Source organism: Frankia umida, from assembly GCF_023242945.1.
Taxonomy (GTDB): Bacteria; Actinomycetota; Actinomycetes; order Frankiales; family Frankiaceae; genus Frankia; species Frankia umida.
In genome coordinates this window covers 49,833-66,751 of sequence record NZ_JALKFT010000014.1, presented here as the reverse complement: position 1 = coordinate 66,751, position 16,919 = coordinate 49,833, and the positions used below count along the sequence as shown (strand labels likewise).

Annotated in this window: 16 protein-coding genes and 1 pseudogene; 10 read left to right on the top strand and 7 right to left on the bottom strand. The window is 72.7% G+C overall.

The window, feature by feature from the left end; translation table 11 throughout:
- Positions 1-289: 289 nt before the first annotated feature.
- Positions 290-460, top strand: coding sequence for an antitoxin (locus MXD59_RS15150; protein ID WP_248825382.1), 171 nt, complete (start codon positions 290-292; stop codon positions 458-460).
- Positions 461-541: 81 nt separating this feature from the next.
- Entirely contained in the window at positions 542-1,855 is a 1,314-nt protein-coding gene (locus tag MXD59_RS15145; RefSeq protein WP_248825381.1) for a phosphotransferase family protein, read from the top strand.
- Here the strand turns inward: MXD59_RS15145 and MXD59_RS15140 are convergent.
- A complete protein-coding gene (locus tag MXD59_RS15140) occupies positions 1,818-2,978 on the bottom strand; it encodes an RNA polymerase subunit sigma-70 (protein WP_248825380.1) in 1,161 nt (386 codons plus the stop codon). The genes MXD59_RS15145 and MXD59_RS15140 overlap by 38 nt on opposite strands.
- Positions 2,979-3,041: 63 nt before the next feature.
- Between MXD59_RS15140 and MXD59_RS15135 the strand changes: the two genes are divergently transcribed.
- The 5 genes and pseudogenes from MXD59_RS15135 to MXD59_RS27785 form a co-directional block, all read left to right on the top strand.
- Positions 3,042-3,764, top strand: a complete 723-nt coding sequence (locus MXD59_RS15135) for a M24 family metallopeptidase (RefSeq protein WP_248825379.1) — start codon at positions 3,042-3,044, stop codon at positions 3,762-3,764.
- 404 nt (positions 3,765-4,168) lie between these two features.
- The gene (locus MXD59_RS15130; protein WP_248825378.1) at positions 4,169-5,440 is read left to right on the top strand and encodes an SfnB family sulfur acquisition oxidoreductase; all 1,272 of its coding nucleotides are present in this window, start codon (positions 4,169-4,171) and stop codon (positions 5,438-5,440) included.
- Between the two features lie 27 nt (positions 5,441-5,467).
- Entirely contained in the window at positions 5,468-5,617 is a 150-nt protein-coding gene (locus tag MXD59_RS15125) for a hypothetical protein (RefSeq protein ID WP_248825377.1), read from the top strand.
- A gap of 95 nt (positions 5,618-5,712) precedes the next feature.
- Complete coding sequence (locus MXD59_RS15120) at positions 5,713-6,843, top strand: RNA-guided endonuclease TnpB family protein (RefSeq protein ID WP_248825376.1); 1,131 nt, start codon at positions 5,713-5,715, stop codon at positions 6,841-6,843.
- Between the two features lie 90 nt (positions 6,844-6,933).
- A pseudogene (locus MXD59_RS27785) lies at positions 6,934-7,128 on the top strand (LLM class flavin-dependent oxidoreductase); the annotation flags it as partial.
- Positions 7,129-7,334: 206 nt separating this feature from the next.
- Here MXD59_RS27785 and MXD59_RS15110 read toward each other — a convergent pair.
- Positions 7,335-7,988, bottom strand: a complete 654-nt coding sequence (locus MXD59_RS15110) for a histidine phosphatase family protein (RefSeq protein WP_248825375.1) — start codon at positions 7,986-7,988, stop codon at positions 7,335-7,337.
- Positions 7,989-8,118: 130 nt separating this feature from the next.
- Positions 8,119-8,742 carry a TetR/AcrR family transcriptional regulator gene (locus MXD59_RS15105; RefSeq protein WP_248825374.1) on the bottom strand — a complete coding sequence of 208 codons (624 nt, stop codon included), beginning with the start codon at positions 8,740-8,742 and terminating at the stop codon, positions 8,119-8,121.
- Positions 8,743-8,999: 257 nt separating this feature from the next.
- Here MXD59_RS15105 and MXD59_RS15100 point away from each other — a divergent pair, with 257 nt between their 5' ends.
- Both MXD59_RS15100 and MXD59_RS15095 read left to right on the top strand, forming a co-directional pair.
- Positions 9,000-9,344 carry a hypothetical protein gene (locus MXD59_RS15100; protein ID WP_248825373.1) on the top strand — a complete coding sequence of 115 codons (345 nt, stop codon included), beginning with the start codon at positions 9,000-9,002 and terminating at the stop codon, positions 9,342-9,344.
- A gap of 137 nt (positions 9,345-9,481) precedes the next feature.
- Positions 9,482-10,408 carry a TIGR03564 family F420-dependent LLM class oxidoreductase gene (locus MXD59_RS15095; RefSeq protein WP_248825372.1) on the top strand — a complete coding sequence of 309 codons (927 nt, stop codon included), beginning with the start codon at positions 9,482-9,484 and terminating at the stop codon, positions 10,406-10,408.
- On the opposite strand, the gene MXD59_RS15090 is transcribed toward MXD59_RS15095, so the two are convergent.
- The gene (locus MXD59_RS15090) at positions 10,333-12,174 is read right to left on the bottom strand and encodes a phosphatidylglycerol lysyltransferase domain-containing protein (protein WP_248825371.1); all 1,842 of its coding nucleotides are present in this window, start codon (positions 12,172-12,174) and stop codon (positions 10,333-10,335) included. The two genes, MXD59_RS15095 and MXD59_RS15090, sit on opposite strands and share 76 nt — an antisense overlap.
- Before the next feature lie 227 nt (positions 12,175-12,401).
- Positions 12,402-14,072: an MFS transporter gene (locus tag MXD59_RS15085; protein WP_248825370.1), complete on the bottom strand. Its 1,671-nt coding sequence runs from the start codon at positions 14,070-14,072 to the stop codon at positions 12,402-12,404.
- A gap of 153 nt (positions 14,073-14,225) precedes the next feature.
- Here MXD59_RS15085 and MXD59_RS15080 point away from each other — a divergent pair, with 153 nt between their 5' ends.
- On the top strand, positions 14,226-14,819 hold the full coding sequence (locus tag MXD59_RS15080; protein WP_248825369.1) for a TetR/AcrR family transcriptional regulator: 594 nt from the start codon (positions 14,226-14,228) through the stop codon (positions 14,817-14,819).
- Positions 14,820-14,844: 25 nt separating this feature from the next.
- Here the strand turns inward: MXD59_RS15080 and MXD59_RS15075 are convergent, their stop codons facing one another.
- Both MXD59_RS15075 and MXD59_RS15070 read right to left on the bottom strand, forming a co-directional pair.
- Positions 14,845-15,684, bottom strand: a complete 840-nt coding sequence (locus tag MXD59_RS15075) for an SDR family oxidoreductase (RefSeq protein WP_248825368.1) — start codon at positions 15,682-15,684, stop codon at positions 14,845-14,847.
- A 68-nt stretch (positions 15,685-15,752) separates the two neighbouring features.
- Positions 15,753-16,868: a phosphotransferase family protein gene (locus MXD59_RS15070; protein WP_248825367.1), complete on the bottom strand. Its 1,116-nt coding sequence runs from the start codon at positions 16,866-16,868 to the stop codon at positions 15,753-15,755.
- Positions 16,869-16,919 lie beyond the last annotated feature (51 nt).

The following is a 16,919-nucleotide window of genomic DNA, read 5'->3' as shown; positions in this document are numbered from 1 at the left end:
GGGTGCCGGTTGACCGGTGCCCAGCCTGGCCGGCAGGGGACAGGTCCTGGCAGGTCGGTCAGGCGGAGGTGCGCGCGGCGGTCGGTTTGGGACGAGCCGGTCTGACGCCGCCCGCGGTCCGGCGCCCGTCGCCTACCGGGTGACTTGCGTTTTGCCCGGTCTCGGGGCGGCGTGCTGGGTATGGTGCTGGACGGCAGCGCTGATGAGGCGCCCGCCCGGTGCCGGTGTGTGTCCGTTGATGTGGGCGGATGCCGGGCAGTGGGGGGCGTCGCGACGGAGGGAGCGTTCGATGGTCGACTTCAAGGGTGCGTTCGACAAGCTCGGCGACCTGGCCGAGAAGCACGACGACAAGATCGACAATGCGGCCGACAAGCTCGGCGACGTGGTGGACGACAAGACCGGCCACAAGCACACCGAGCACATCGACCGCGCCGTCCGCGAGATCCAGGACCGTACCTGACCGACGACCGCGCCTGACCGACGACGATCAACGTGACGGGCGCGGGCGCGGGCGCGACTCGCGGGTGAGGGGGAGGCGGCGGTGGCCGTCCCGGTGCAGACCGACCCGGAGTGGCTGCGGGCCCGCCTCGTGGCCTGGCTCGACGAGCGTTCCTCCCCACCGGGCGGGCGACCTTCGTCCGGCGCCGGGGGCGTCGCGGATCCGAACGGCGGATCAGCCGGTCCGGACCCGTCCACCAGGGTGGGGGCGGCGGCGGTGCGCTGGGAGTTGGGAACGCCGCGGACGCCGGGTGATCAGGGTCTCTCCGGTGAGCTGATCCGGGTCGAGGCGCACCGCGTCACGGCGGACGGGTCGCGGGTCGCCTGCCCGCTGGTGGTGCGGTTCGCGCCGCGGCGCTACCGGCTCTACCCGTGGGACCGGTTCGCCGACGAATGCCGGCTGGTCGAGATCCTGGGTCGCCACGGTGACGTCCCGGTGCCACCGGTGTACGGCTACGAGTTCGACCCGGCGGTGCTGGGCGCGCCGTTCCTCGTGATGGGGCTGGTCGACGGGCAGGTGCCGCCGGACATCCCGCCTTACCACATGGGGGGCTTCCCCGCGGAGCTCTCCCTGGCCGGCCAGGCCCGGGTGTGGGACGCGGGGCTGGCCGCGATGGCCCGGGTGCACCGGCTGGAACCGGGGGCGCTCGGCGTCCACTTCGCCGAACCACAGCCCGGCACCCTGCTGGGGCAGCTGGCCAGCTATGAAAGCCAGCTGGACTTCTTCGCCCCCAGCGACGACACGGCCGAGACGCTGCGGGCGGCCGGCGCGTGGCTGCGGGCCCATCCGCCGGCCGAGCGGCATCCGGCCACGTTGTTGTGGGGAGACGCCCGGCTCGGCAACCTGATCTTCCGGGGGGAGCGGGTCGTCGCGGTGCTCGACTGGGAGATGATGTCGATCGGGCAGCCCGAGGTCGATCTCGCCTGGTACCTGCATCTGGACCGCCATCTCAGCGAGGGCGTCGGGGCGACCCGCCTGCCCGGCCTGCCGGGGCGGGCGGCGACCGTGCGCCGCTACACCGAACTGCTCGGCCGGCCGTTGGACGAGCTCGGTCCCTACCTGCTGTTCGCCTCGGTGCGCCACACCCTGCTCGCTGCCCGGGTGACCCGCCTGATGCGCGAGCACGCCCTGCTGCCACCCGAGCGGATACCGCCGATCGACCAGTTCGCCGCCGACCTGCTCGTGCGCGTCCTCGCCGAGACCCGGGAGCCGCACACACCCCGCCCCCCGCACCGGGCCCGAGACCCCTATCGGATCCCCCGCGGCCGGGCTTCCGAGGATCAGGCCGCCGACGAGCGTGTTCCCGGTGACGGGACGGTCAGTCCGCCAGAGCCGGGGGCAGTCCGAAACGGGTGAACAGGCCGGTCTCGGTGAAGGCGCGGAACTCGGGGCCGGTGACACCGCGGCGGGTCACGTCGAGAAACGTCGTGACCTCGGCGATCCGATCGCCGTCGGCGTCGAGGGTGAGCACGTTGATCGCGTGCGGCAGGTACGGGGTGCCTGGCGGTTCGGTGGCCAGCACCGAGTAGGCGGCCAGCGCCGGCTGGCCGTTCGCCGATGTGATCACGCTGCGCCAACGAAAGTAGTGGAACGGGTTGGCGACGAGGAACGCGGCGATCGCCTCGTGCCCGTGGAACCACGCCGGCTGCGGCGGCATCGACCAGGTGGCGTCCGCGCGCAGCAGGCCGATGACCGCGTCGACGTCGGCGTCGTCCATCGCGGTGCGAAACCGTTCGACGGCCGCGTCGATCGTGGCGTCGCCGACCTGGCGCCGGGTGGCCTGCTGGGACCGCGCCGGCACCTTCTCCGCGACGATCGCCCGGGCCCGTTGCAACGCGCTGTTGAGCGCACCGGTCGTCGTGTCGAGCAGACTCGCGGCATCCCGCGCCGGATAGCCGAGGACGTCGGTGAGGATGAGCGCCGCCCGCTGGTTGGCCGGCAGATGCTGCCAGGCCGCGACCAGCGCCAGCTCGACGCTTTCGCGCAGCTCGTAGGTCTCCTGCGGATCCGGTGCGGCGCTGGCGGTGCCGAGGCCCAGGGCGGTGTCGGGGAACGGTTCGAGCCAGGCCGACTCGGCGATCGGCGGGCCCGCGGCGTCCGACGGCCCGGCCGCGCGGAACCCGGTGTCGACCGGCAGGGCCCGCCGCGACCGGCTGCGGATCGCGTTCAGGCAGGTGGTCGTCGCGATCCGGTGCAGCCAGGTGCCGAACCGGGCCCGGCCGTCGAACCCGTCGAGGCCCTGCCAGGCCTTGACCAGGGTGTCCTGCAAGGCGTCCTCGGCGTCGAACAGGGAGCCGAGCATCCGGTAGCAGTGTGTTCGCAGCCGCGGCTGCAACGGGGTGACAAGCCGGCGGAACGCCTCCGCGTCCCCGGCCCGCGCGGCGGTGAGCAGCCGCTCCTCCTCCCCGTCGCGTTCGGCCTCGGGCTGGGGCTGGGCGGGCTGGATGTTCGTCGGGGTGCGGCGCTGCGTTGTGTCCATCTGACCTGGCTCCCTGGCGGCACATGGAACGTGTGGCTGGGTCAGAACCTACGATGAGCCACTGTGGAGTCCGAAGCCGACCGGGTCGTCCGCCTGCTCGCGGCGCAGGAGCAGGCGCTGGCGCTGTTCGACGAGATCGGTGCCCGCGCGCTGATCGCCCCCGGGCGCTCGGAACGTCAGGTCAGCAACCAGATCCGCGACCTGGCCCACGAGATGTTCGGCGTCGAGCGGCACTGGCACAAGCGGGTGGTGCGGGCCGGGCCGAACACCCTGCACCCCTACGCCGACAACCCGCCCGACCGCCTGATCGACGCCGACGACATCGTCTTCGTCGACCTCGGCCCCGTCTTCGCGGGCTGGGAGGCCGACTTCGGCCGCACCTTCGTCCTCGGTGACGATCCCGTCAGGCATCGCCTGCTCGCCGACCTGCCCCGTGTCTTCGACGCCGGACGCACCTACTTCGACGCCCATCCGGATGTCACCGGCGCCGAACTGTTCGCCGAGGCCGGACGGCTCGCGGGCGCCGCCGGCTGGACGTTCGGCGGCCCGATCGCCGGCCACCTGGTCGGTGAGTTCCCGCACGCCCGCATCCCCGGCAACAAGATCGAGTACTACGTGGCGCCCGGCAGCGACCGGCCGATGCGCCGCCTCGACCACGACGGTCGCCGCTGCCACTGGATTCTCGAGATCCACCTCGTCGACGAGACCCGCGCCTTCGGCGGCTTCTTCGAGCAGCTCCTCGACCTCGGCCCCAGCGCGGACACCACCGCCAGCACCGGCAGCTGAGACCAGCGCTGTGCGGCCCGGCCGCGACATGATCACTTCCTGGTAGGCGGCGACCGAGGAGCACAACGCGATCGCCGCCACCTTCGGTCTCATCGACGATCTCCGCTACACGAACATGATCAGCATGTCGGCGGGTGGACCCTGCGCTGTCCGGTAACCCGCCGATGGAGTGCGACCACGCCATGGAAGGTAAGGAAGATGGGCTCTCCTGTTTCAGTCCACCGCGGGTGAGGGCGCGCACGGGCCGCGCGACTAGGGTTTCGACCGGCGCTGGCGCAACCTGCGCACGCACACCGTCCACGACCCGGTGGACTACAAGGCCCGCGAGGTCGGCGACTGGACCCTCAACCGCCGCGCCCCGCGGTTCTCGCTGTACCGCTGAGTCCCGCCACCGAACATCGCCTGTGGGAGAACCCGTGTCCGAACAGCCGTCCACCGTCGTGACCGAACCACCGCCGGTACCCGTACTGCGCGGGGACGACGAGGCGGTGGCGGTGGCGCGGGAGCTCGCACGGCGGTTCGCGGTCGGGGCCGGCGGTCGGGATGCCGGGCGGGTGCTGCCGCGCGAACAGGTCGACGAGCTGTCCGCGTCCGGCCTGCTCGGGATCAGCGTGCCCGCCCGGTTCGGCGGGGCGGACGTGTCGGTGGCGACCCTCACCGAGGTGTTCCGGTCGCTGGCCACCGCGGACGCGAGCCTGGCGCAGATCCCGCACAGCCACTTCGTGTTCCTCGACGCGCTGCGCCGGGCGGGGCAGGAGGGCCAGCAGCGCCGGTTCTTCGCGCAGGCCCTCGCCGGTCGGCGCTTCGCCAACGCGCAGAGCGAACGTGGTGGGCGCACCATCACCGAGGACGCCACCACCCTGCGGCCCCGCCCGGACGGCGACGGCTACCTGCTGACCGGCGAGAAGTTCTACTGCACCGGCGCGCTGTTCGCCCACTGGCTGGTCGTGCGCGCCGTGCTGGCCGGTCCGCCGCCCGGCGCGCCGGGGGAGTCGCCGGACGGCGCGCCGGGCAAGGTGCTGATCTACCTGCGCCGGGACACCCCGGGGGTGCGGGTCGACGACGACTGGGACGCCATGGGCCAGCGCACCACGGCCAGCGGCACCGTCCATCTCGACGAGGTCGCCGTCGACGCCGACCAGATCGTCCCCTTCACCTCGATCTTCGACGGCCCCACCACCTACGGCGCCCGCGCCCAGGTGCTGCACGCCGCCCTCGACGTCGGTCTCGCCCGCGGTGCGCTGGACGCCGCCGTCGCCCAGGTGGCCCGGGCCCGGCCGTGGTTCGAGTCCGGGGTGGCTCACGCCAGCGACGACCCGCTGCTCGTCCAACAGGCCGGTGAGCTGGAGATCGACGTTCGCGGGGCACAGGCGCTGCTGCGCGAGGCCGCGGTCGCCATCGACACCGCCGAACTGGACCCGACCGACGAGACCACGGCGCGCGCCTCGATCGCCACCGCGGTCGCGAAGGTCGCCGGAGCCCGGGCCGCGGTGCGCGCCGCGTCCGAACTGTTCGAACTCGGCGGCACCCGCAGCGCCGCCGGGGCGCTCGGCCTCGACCGTTACTGGCGCGACGCGCGCACCCACACCCTGCACGATCCGAGCCGCTGGAAGGTCCAGCACATCGGCCGCTGGCTGCTCACCGGCACACCCCCACCCCGCCACGGCCAGCTCTGACCGGACAGTCCATGACCCCATGACCGCGTGACGCCACGACGTGAAAGGTGGTCGGCCGGCCCCGTCGCCGCGGCCCAGGCCGGTCCTGCCCGCAGCGAGTCCACCGGCCAGGCCCGGATGCTCGCCCTGCACGAACGCCATCGCGGCGACGGTTCCTGGCGTGACCGGGAAACGTAGCGTGCAGGCCCCGTCCTTCAGGGCGGGGTGAGCGCGTCAACTCGGCTGCGAGAATGACCGGGGAATCGTGTGTTCTGCCCGGTGTGGGAAGTCGGGTGGTGAAGCGGGCGTACCGCTACCGTTTCTACCCGACTCCCGACCAGATGGAGAACCTCGCGAAAACGTTCGGCTGTGTCCGCTACGTCTACAACCGGGCGCTTGCCGAACGGCACCGGGTGTGGTCCCAGGAACAGCGGCGGATCAGCCACGGGGAAACCGATCTGATGCTCACCGGGTGGAAACGGGACCCGGACACTCTGTGGTTGGCCGAGCCGTCGAAAGGCCCGCTACAGGCCGCGCTGCGGAATCTCCAAACCGCCTATGTGAACTTTTGGGGAAAACGGGCTGGCCATCCGACGTTCAAGTGTAAGGGGAAGACGAACGATGCGGCGACCTATTTCCGGAACTGTTTCACGTTCCGGGACGGGCGGCTGAGGCTGGCGAAGCAGGCCGCGTCGCTGCGGATCGTCTGGTCGCGTCCGTTCCCGGACGGCGCGGTGCCGTCGCGGGTGACGGTGTCCCGGAACAGCCGGGGCCAGTATCACGTGTCGATCCTGGTGGACTGCCCGATCGAGGCGCTGCCGGCGGCGGGCGGGCAGGTCGGGGTGGACGTGGGCATCACGTCGCTGGTCACGCTGTCCACCGGGGAGAAGATTGCCAACCCGCGGCACGCCCGGACCGACCGGGCCCGGCTGGTCCGGGCGCAGCGGGAGCTGTCCCGGAAGAAGAAGGGCTCGGCGAACCGGGCGAAGGCCCGGCTGAAGGTCGCGAGGATGCACGGTCGGATCGCCGACCGGCGGCGGGATCATCTGCACAAACTGTCCACGAGGATCATCCGCGAGAACCAAACGGTGGTCATCGAGGACCTGGCGGTCCAGAACATGGTCCGCAACCACAGTCTTGCCCGTGCGATTTCGGATGCGGGCTGGCGGGATCTGCGGACCATGCTGGAATACAAGGCCGGCTGGTACGGACGCGACGTGGTCGCGGTGGACCGCTGGTATCCCAGCTCGAAGACCTGCTCGTCCTGCGGGACGCTGGTCGAGAAGCTGCCGTTGAACATCCGGGAATGGGTCTGCGCTTGTGGTGCGGTCCACGATCGGGATGTGAACGCGGCACGGAATGTTCTCGCGGCGGGGCTCGCCGTGATCGCCTGCGGAGACGGAGTGAGACCACCCCACTCCTAGAGTGGGGAGGCGTCTGTCAGTGAAACAGGAAAACCTGCCCGCGAGGGTGGGAATCCCCGGTATTCAGGCCGGGGAGGATGTCAACCGCGTTCCCTGGAGATCGCGCCGAGCCTGTGGGCCGGTGTCGGTCTGGTCCGCGGCGGTGCGGGCACCGCCCTGGTCGGTAGCCACCGCGAGGTCGCCGACCGGATCGCCGAGTACGCGGCGCTGGGCATCGACGAGTTCGTCCTGTCCGGTTACCCGCACCTGGAGGAGCTCTACTGGTTCGGCGAGGGCGTCCTGCCCCAGCGCACCCACGCCGGCCTGTTCACCACCATGACCTCCCCGGCCACCGGCCCCAGCCACCCGGATGCCAGCCACCCGGTCACCGCGTTCGGCTCCGCCGCGGCGGGAACCGCCATCCCGGCCAGGTCCGCGGTTCCCGAGCCGATCATCCCGTTTCTTCCGCCCACCCGCTGATCGGCGCCGGCCGAGGCTGGCCGGCGAGAAGCTCAGAGCGGACGGCAGGCGTGGGTGAGAGTCCAGTGGACGTCGGCGGCGTCGGCGTCGTCGTCGGGGAGGGGGGCGCGCCGGTGCAGCAGGGTGGCGGTCAGCGGGGCGACGTCGATGCGCCAGAAGACCTCCGGCGGGCAGCGCAGGACGGTGAGCAGCACGGCCCGCACGATCGCGGGATGGCTCACCGCGATGACGTGCTCCGCTTCGCCGGCGAGGCCGTCCAGCCAGGTGCTGACCCGTGTGACCAGGGCCTGGCGTGACTCGCCGCCGGGCGGGGCCATCGTCGGCTCCTCATGCCAGCGCAGCAGGTCGGCGCTGGGAATCTCGCTGAGTTCCCGGCCGCGCCAGTCGCCGACGTCCAGGTCGCGCAGGGCCGTCTCCACCCGCACACCGGTCTCGCCGGCCCGGGCACTCAGGCCAAGGACACGCGCGGTCTGCCGGGCCCGGGCCGAGTCGTCGATGAGCACCCGGGCGCGTCCGGGCAGCGCGCCGGCGGCCAGCGGCCCCGCGGCGAGCGTGCGGGCGGCGGCGGCGGTGCGGCGTAGACCGTCCGCGTCGAGCCCCTCGTCGTCGGGGAAACGCGCGGCCCGCAGCGCCGGGGTGGGAGCGGCGCTGACGAGGGCGAGGCGAAGCGTGCGCCGCGTGGTCACTGGGCGAGGCAATCAACCCTGACCGGTGCTGTCAACGTCGCGGCTGGTCCTTTTGCGGCCAAACCCTGATCCCGGCGAGCGCCAACTGCCGGGCGCGGGGCGTCCGGCGCCGGGTGTCAGCTGTCAGCTGTCAGGTGTCCGCGGTCGGGGTGCGGGGCAGCACGACGCTCGTCCAGACCTCGCGCAGGGCCCGGGTCGCGGCGTCGCGTTCGTCGGTGGTGGCGGACGGACCGAGTGCGAGCAGGACGTGGACGTTCATCGTCGCGAGCGCGAGGGCGACGCCGCGGGCCCGGTCGTCGTCGAAGCCCCGCTGGTCGACCAGAAGCCTGGTGCCCACCGCGACCAGCGGTGCCAGCAGGGTGGCGCGGGCCTGGGCGACCTCGGCGTCGTCGGCCGCCGACCACCACACGGCGCGCAGCAGCGTCGCGTGCCGGACGTACATCCGCGCCGCCGCGGCGAGGGCCTCGCTGCCGGCCGCGACCGGGTCGGCGGCGCCGGACCATCGTTGCAGCGTCGCGTCCAGCTCGGTGCGCAGCGGGCCCACCAGCGCCCGGATCAGCTCGCCCCGATCGGCGAAATGGACGTAGAAGGTCTTGCGTGTCATCGCGGTGCGACTCATCACCGCGGCCACGGTGAAGTCCGCGGCGCTGCCGCCCTCCAGCACCTCGCGGGCCGCGGCGAGGATCTCCGCCCGAGCCACCTCCGGGGTGCGGCGCACACGACGGGCCGACGGGTCTACCCTTGCTACTGCCACTGTGGCACTATACGTCCAGCGCTAGTGCCAACATGGCATTAGTGGGTCGGGGCGCGACAGGGCCCAGAGCGAAGTGGGGACGGCAGCGAATGAGCGAGCGCCAGCAGGACGTGACCCAGGCGGTACCAGCACCGGGACCGGGATCGGCGTCGAGATCAGGATCGGGGTCGGCGCCGGGACCGGCGTCGCGGCCTGTGCCCGGATCGGCGGGCGGCGGTGTTCGGGCGGCGCTTCGCTCGCCGGCGACCTGGTTCTGCATGCTGATCATCGCCGTGTTCGGGGTGCGGGCGGTGGGGACGCTCGTCGGCGGTGCCAGCTGGACGGCGCCCGGTACCGGCTGGCGCTCGGTCTGGCAGCTGGTGATGGTGGCCTTCGCCGTCGGCGGTCTGGTGTTCCCGGCCCGGCGGACGCTGTGCGTCGCCGCCATCGGCGCGGTGTACGCGGCGGCCACCCTGCTGGAGCTGGCGGTCGACGGTGACCGGCTGATCGGTCTCATCCCGGTCGACATGCGTGACCGGGTGATCCACCCGCTGGTCGCGGCGCTCGCGGTGGCCAGCGTGGTCGCGGTGCTCGGGCGGCTGCGTCCCGTCCGGTCGAGGTAGCGGCGGGGGCCGCGGTCCGCTCGCGGGTCGGCGGTGGATAAGTAGCGGATAGCACCGACTTTGGTTAACGTCGTTAAGGTCGGGTGTGATCGGCGCTTTCCGAGCGCGACGGCCCTGCGTCGAAGGGGGTACCGACCATGCGGTTCGGCATGTCCCTGGCCGGCGGTGAGCGGTCCCTGTCCGCCTACCTCGACCAGATCGTCCATCATGAGGAAGCCGGCCTGGACTCGGTCTGGTGCGGTCAGCTCTTCGGCGTCGACGCCCTCACCATCTTCGCGCTGGCCGGGGCGAGGACCACGCGGATCTCGTTCGGAACGAGCATCCTGCCCACCTACGTGCGCCACCCCCTGCTGCTCGCGTCGCAGGCCCTGACCACGCAGGCCGCCACCGATGGCCGGCTGGTCGTCGGGATCGGTTCGTCGCACCGCGCCCTGGTCGAGGACGTGCTCGGCATCGACTACCAGCGTCCGGCCGCCTACCTGCGGGAATACCTCACCGTCCTGCCGCCGCTGCTGCGCGGGGAACGGCTCACCCACACCGGCGAACTGATCCGGGTGGACACCACAGGTCAGTTCGGTCGCGCCAACGTCGTGGGTGCGGATGCGCCGCCCGTCTACGTCGGCACCATGTTCCCGCTGTCCCTGAAGGTCGCCGGCCAGCTCGCCGACGGTGTCATCACCTGGCTCGTCGGCCCGAACACCCTCGCCGACGAGGTGATCCCCCTCGTCCGGACGGCCGCCGCCGAAGCCGGCCGGCCCAGGCCGCGGGTCGTCGCCGGTATCCCGATGGCGGTGTGCGCGTCCGGCGACGCCGAGCGGCACGCGGAGCTGGTGAACAAGCGGCTGCGCAGGTTCGTGGCGCTGCCCGTCTACGAGCGGGTACTCGCCCGGGAGAACGCCACCGGCCCCGCCGACCTCGCCGCCATCGGCGACGAGGAGACGGTGGCGGCCAGGCTGAGACTGTTCGCCGACGCCGGGGTGGACGAGGTCTACGGCGTCTGCTTCGGCGACGACGACACCTTGCTGCGTACCGCGGAGTTCCTCGGCGGCCTCTCCCGCGCCTGACGCCCGTCCCGCCCGAGCACCCCCGGACGCCCCTCCCGCCTGGCGAGGCCCGGCCGGCCGACGGGGGCAGCGGGCGGGGGGGCGGTGCTGATGGTGACGTCGCTGGTCAGCACCGGGTCGTCGGCCCGCCAGCGGGGGCGACACGGCAGCAGGGTGGGCCGGGAGACCAGGACCTCGGCGCGCATCGCGGCGAGCAGCACCCGGGGCAGGTCGCGGGTGACCGGCCAGCAGACGTAACGGGGCTGCCAGTCGGGTGCGAACCGGGCGTTGAACCGGTACAGCGACTCGATCTGGAACCAGCGGGACGCCCCGAGCAGCACCCGCCGCCACACCTTGAGCGCGGGGCTCGCCCCAAGCCGCTCACCGCGGGCCAGCGCCGTGCGGAAGGCGGTGAAGGTCAGCGAGACCCGGCTGACACCCAGACGCGGTGCGTCGCGCAGCAGGGCGACGAGCATGAACTCGGTCAGGCCACCGGCGACGGTCCGCTCGCGGTGGATGCGGTCGAGTGCCAGCCCGTCGCGGCCCCACGGCGCGAACGTCAGAAGCCCGCAGAGCTGGTCGTGGTGGTAGGCCCGGACGACCACACCGTCGGGGTCCACCGCCGCGGTCCGCTCGACCAGCGCACCGCGTTCGTCCTCACCCAGGTCGCCGATCCGGTCGATCCGGGCGGTGTGGGCGGCACCTTCGAAGGTCGCGACGGTCCGCCGCAGCGGGTGCAGCGGCGGGTCGTCGAGGCGGAACTGGGCTGTGCGCACGATGGCCTGGTCGCCGAGTTCCAGCACCCGCAGGCCGGCGCGCTGCCAGGCCCGCCCGGCGTCCGGACCGCAGCCGACGACGGCCGGCACCCAGGCATGGGCGGCGGCGAGCTCGAGGAACGGGCCGATCGCCCCGGGCCAGGCCTCCGGATCGCCCAGCGGGTCACCGCAGACCAGCGCCACCCCACCGACCACCCGATAGGTGATCGCGGCCTTACCGGATGGTGACCACAGCACGCTGTTGTCCCGGCGCAGCGCCGTGTAGCCGAGCGGGTCGCGTCCGCCGTGGCGGGCCAGCAGCGCGCGCAACCCCGTGTCGTCCTGCTCGGTCAACCGCGCGACCGGACGGGCGGGTCGCAACGCCAGATAGCCCGTGACACCGACGGTGACCGCGCCCAGCGCCAGCAGCACCGCGCCGACAAGGTCGGCGTCGCGGGGCCCGAAACGCACCGGCCCACTCACCCCGACCAGACCGGCGAGCACGTGGGTCAGCCGGTCCGCCAGCGCACCCTCGCCATGGCGAAAGGAGATCAGGGACAGCCCGATGGTGAGGTCGGCCGCGGCGAGGGCCGCGAGGGCGCCCAGGGCCCGCCAGCGGGTGCGCGGGTCGCCGGCGGCGTGGAACCGCGCCCGGGTGGCGAGCAGGATCGCGAACGGGATGGCATCGAGGGCCGCCGCGGCGACGGCGAACCCGCGGGCGAGGTCGAGCAGCACGGCCGCGCCGGAGAGGATGACCGCCGCCCGCCAGGCCCGCCGCTTGCGCCGGCGCAGGCCATGCGCGAGCCCGATGAGCAGCAGGCCGGCGCCGACACTGGTGCCGGCCGCCGCGTCGGTCACCAGCCCGGGGATCATCCGGCCGATCCACGTCCAGCGGGTCGGCCGGTGACTGATGGCGGTGACCACGTCCACCAGACCGACGAGGGCGGTCAGCGCCGCGATCAGCGCCGGGGTGGGCAACCGCCGCCACCGCGAGCCGGCCGTCGGTGCCGGCGCGTCCTTACCAGGCGTCACCTGGGAACCACATCCATCCGCGAACCGGGAGCAGGGGTGGGCGCGGCCGCGGGCGTCCCGCGGGACACCGGAACATGATCGCGCCGTCGTCCCGGATCGGCGTACGTTACCCCGTTTGCTGTCCGGCTCGGGCGGCTGGTGCCTGTCGGTCCGAGCACTCGTTACCCAACGTGGTCACCCTCACGGGTGTGTTCGACGTCGGGATCCCCTGAGGTGATCGGGCGCGGTCAGGCCGAACGGCGCGACGGGCGGAGCAGGACGGCGACGCAGACCGCGGCCAGGGCGGTCACGGCGGCGCCGCCGAGCAGGGCGATGCCCATACCGTCCACGAAGGCGGACTGTGCCTGGCCGCGCACCGGCTCGCGCAGATGGGCCGCCAGACCGAAGGACGCGCGGGCCCGCTCGGCGAGTTCGGTCGGCACGGCGGCGGGCAGGTTCAGGTGGGAGCGGTAGGCCGAGCCCAGCAGGCTGCCGAGCACGGCGATGCCCAGGGCACCACCAAGCTCGCGGGACAGGTCGTTGACGGCCGATCCGACCCCCTGCAACGCCGGCGGCAGACTGTCGGTGATCGCGGTGGTCGCCGGCGTCATCGCGAATCCCATGCCCAGACCCAGCGGGTACAGGCCGCCGGCGATCAGCAGGTAGGAGCTCCCGCCGTCCACCTGGGCGAGCAGGATCAGCCCGGCGGTGATCAGCAGGAGTCCGCCGACGCAGCACACCCGGGCGCCGACCTTCGCGGCGACCTTCGGCGCCAGCCTGGACGAGGGGATCAGACCCGCCGTCATCGGCAGCACACTGACGGCCGCGATCAGCGCACTGTCACCCCGCACCAGCTGCAGGTACTGCATCAGCACGAAGATCAGACCGAAGAAGGCGAAGAACTGCAACATGATCGACAGGGAGCCGGCCGCGAACGCCGGCCGGGTGAACAGCCGCGGGTCCAGCAACGGCGCGGACGTGCGCAGCTCCCACAGCACGAACCCGACCAGCAGCGCCAGCCCGACGCCGAGACCCCCCAGGGTGGTGTCGCGGATCCAGCCGTGCTCCGGCGCCTCGATGATCGAGTAGACCAGCACGCCGAGCCCGGCCACGGCCAGCACCGCGCCCACGACGTCGATCGGCGGATGCCGCGGGTCGGCGGTGTCCGGCACGAACCGCCAGGTCCCGACGATGGCGACGGCGGCGAGCACCACTCCGAGCACGAACACCGCCCGCCACGACCACACCTGCAGCAGCAGCCCGGAGGCGACCACGCCGATGACGGCGCTCGATCCGGCCACCGCCGCCCACACTCCGACCGCCGCCGCCCGCCGCTCCCGCGGGAACGTCCCGGTGATCGTGGACAGCGTCGCCGGCATCACCAGTGCCGCTCCGAGTCCGAGCACGCCGCGCAACCCGATCAACGCCCCCGCACTGGACGTGAACGGCGCCGCGGCCGATCCCGCACCGAAGATCGCAAGCCCCGCCAGCAGCGCCCGCCGCCGGCCGAACCGGTCGCCGATCGCCCCCGCCGGCAGCAGCAGGGACGCGAACACAAGGCTGTACGCGTCGATGATCCAGGCCAGCCTGGTCTGCGAGGCATGCGTGTCGGTCGCGATCGAGGGCAGCGCCACGTTCAGCGACGACATCGCCGACACGACGGTCGCCAGCGCCAGGCAGGTCACCGCCAGCACCCGACCATGCCGCCCCGCCGCCCCGTCCGGGGACGGGGAGCTGTCCACGGACGTCGAGCCGGTCGAGCTGCCGGTGGGTGCCGAGCGATCCTTGGCTGGTGCGTTCGTCGGACGGGCGCCCGCTGCCGCTGGTGCGGCCGAGGTCGTCGGTTGCGGGGAGGCCGCCGGCACGACCGGTGGTGACAGCGAGGTGGTGGAGGCGGACGAGGCGGCTGGAGTGGTCATGGTCCGGGTCCTTCCGGCGCGGTGTGGCGGTGTGCCTGGACCGACCGTGGACCCCACGACTACCGTAGTTCAACCGTGATGAATTCTTCGCCGACTCCGCCCACGGAGCCGCCCCCCGCATCGCCGCGGGGGCGGCGGCCGGGGCGTCCGGACGTGCGCGGTCAGATCCTCGAGGTGGCGCGGGAACGGTTTCGCCGTGAGGGCTACGAGGCGGTGACGATGCGCTCGATCGCGGCTGACGCGGGCGTCGACGCGGCGCTGATCAGCTACTACTTCGGCTCGAAGAGCGGCCTGTTCGCCGCCGTCCTCGAGCTCGCCATCAGCCCGGCGGACACCCTCTCCGGCCTGCTCCACGGCGACCTCGAGACGCTGCCGCGGCGCCTGCTGCTGACCGTACTGGCCGCCTACGACAGCACGGAGACCGGCGTCCCGATGATGGCGGCCGTCCGCGCGGCGATCATCGATCCGGAGCTCGCCGACCTGCTCCGCGGCGGCCTGCTCCGCCAGCTCGTCGACCGGCTGGCCGATCGCCTCGGCGGTGCCGACGCCCAGCAGCGCGCCGGCGCCTTCGTCGCCCAGGTCGCTGGCCTCCTGCTCACCCGCTATCTGGTCCCGGTCGAACCGATGGCCTCGATGCGCCCTGATGAAATAGTCCGCACCCTCGGTCCGGCGCTGCGGACCACCCTGCTCGGCGCCGCCCCCCGCCCCGCGGGCCCCGGCCGCGCCGGCTTCCCAGGCCGTCCCTGAACCACCTCATCCGCCCGGGCATGGCTTACGGGGTGACCAGGGCGGCGAGCTTCTCCCGGGTGATGGGGTGGGACGGGACCCGGGCGCTGAAGTCGGGGCCGCGGCGCAGGGAGAGGCCGCCGTCCACGTTCACGACCTGGCCGGTGATGCGGCTGGCGCGGGAGGAGAGGAGGAAGGAGACGAGCTGGGCGATGTCGTCGGGCTCGGAGGCGCCGCCCAGGGGGGTGTTGGTGTCGTAGCTGGCGTAGACGTCGGTGCCGGGCTTGATGAAGCTGAGCAGTTCGGTGGAGGTCAGACCGGGGCGGATCGCGTTGAAGCGGATGCCGGCGGCGCCGTACTCGTCGGCGGCGTTGCGGATGAGCTCCTCGAGGGCGGCCTTGGCGGCGGGGTAGGCGCCGAAGTACGGGTGGGTGACGTGACCGGCGATCGAGGAGATGCCGACGAACGAACCGGACCCGCCGCGGGCGAAGAAGGGGACCGCGTACTTGGCCAGCAGCAGGGCGCTGGTGACGTTCAGTCGCATGATCGCCTCGAACGCGTCGACGTCCTGCTCGTGCAGGGGTGCGAGCGCACCGCCGCCGCCGGCGTTGGACACGACGCCGTCCAGGCGGCCCTGCCAGGCGGCCGCGGCGGCGACGACCCGGGCGACGTCGGCCTCGTTGGTCACGTCGGCGGTGTGGAAGGTGACGGCGTCCCGTCCGACCTCGGCGTTGACGGCCTCGGCGGTGGCCAGCAGGGTCTTCTCCGTGCGGCCGCAGATGGTCACCCAGGCACCCTCGTGGGCCAGGCGCCGGGCGATCGCCGCGCCGATGCCGGTGCCACCGCCGGTGACCAGCACCGAGAGCTTCGTTACCTCGTCAGTCATTGCCTTGTCCTTCGGTCGACTTGGGCAGCCATCGGCTCACCCGGCGGTGCGGGGGGCGACCCGCGGTCCTAGTGAGCGGTGGTGGTGGTGGCCGCAACGGCGGCGGTCTCGACCTGGGCGATGCGTTCCGGCCGGGGGAGGACGGGGCCGGCGTCGAGGGTCTCGTCCACGCCGAGCAGGCGCAGCGCACGCTGGAAGAACACGTCCAGGTTGCGCGCCATGAAGACGAAGCGGAGGTCGTCCGAATGGCCGGCGTCGAAGAGCATCGACGCGACGAGGACGATCACGCAGGTCTTGTAGCACGCGAGCGCGTGGTACCAGTCGAGGTCGTGCACGGGATAGCCGGTCAGCGACGCGTAGTGCGCCACCGCCTCGTCGAAGCTCAGCGCGCCGGGCTGGGCGGTGACATAGATCCGGGTGTTCCACAGGACCTGGAGGTAGCCGAGGTCGGCCATCGGATCGCCGATGGCGGCCATCTCCCAGTCGAAGACGGCACTGACCTCGCCGTCCAGGTAGGCGACGTTGCCGGGTTTGGCGTCGCCGTGCAGCAGGCAGATCCGCTCGGAGCGGGTGGGTTGCTGGGCGCGCAGCTCGGCGAGCAGCCGCTCGAGGCCCGGCAGGGGCGCCCGCTGGACGCGGTGCATCTCCGACGTCCAGTGGTCGAGCTGGTCGCTGAGATACGTCCGGCCGTCACCGAGGGCGGCGAGGCCGGTGGCGTCGATGTCGACCTGGTGAATCGCGGCGAGCTGTTCGATGAAGCCCTCGGACATCCGCCGCACCAGCGCCGGGTTCCCCGCGATCTCCTCGGGGACGGTCCCCTCGTAGGCGCGGCCGCCGAGACGTTCCATCACGTAGAGCGGCCGGCCGAGTACCTTGCCGGTCTCCTCGAACCAGAGCACCTTCGGGCTTCGGACGTCGGTGTGCTCCAGACCCCGCAGGACAGCGACCTGCCGGGCCATGTCGTACGGCTCGAGCAGACCCGGGGACGGCGGGCAGAGCCGGATCACCACGTCCCTGCGGTGCGTGGCACCGTCCGCCTGCCAGGTCAGGGTCAGCATGAGCAGCTCGGCGGAGTAGCCGACCAGACCGGCCGGGCCGGCGTACTCGACCTGTAGCCCGGCGTCGGGTGGCAGCTGCTCGCGCAGCCACAACACCAACGGTTCCGGAACTCTCGGGTCTGCCATCAGGGCACTCGATTCGCTGTGGTCGCGGCCGATGGTGGTGGACACGAACCG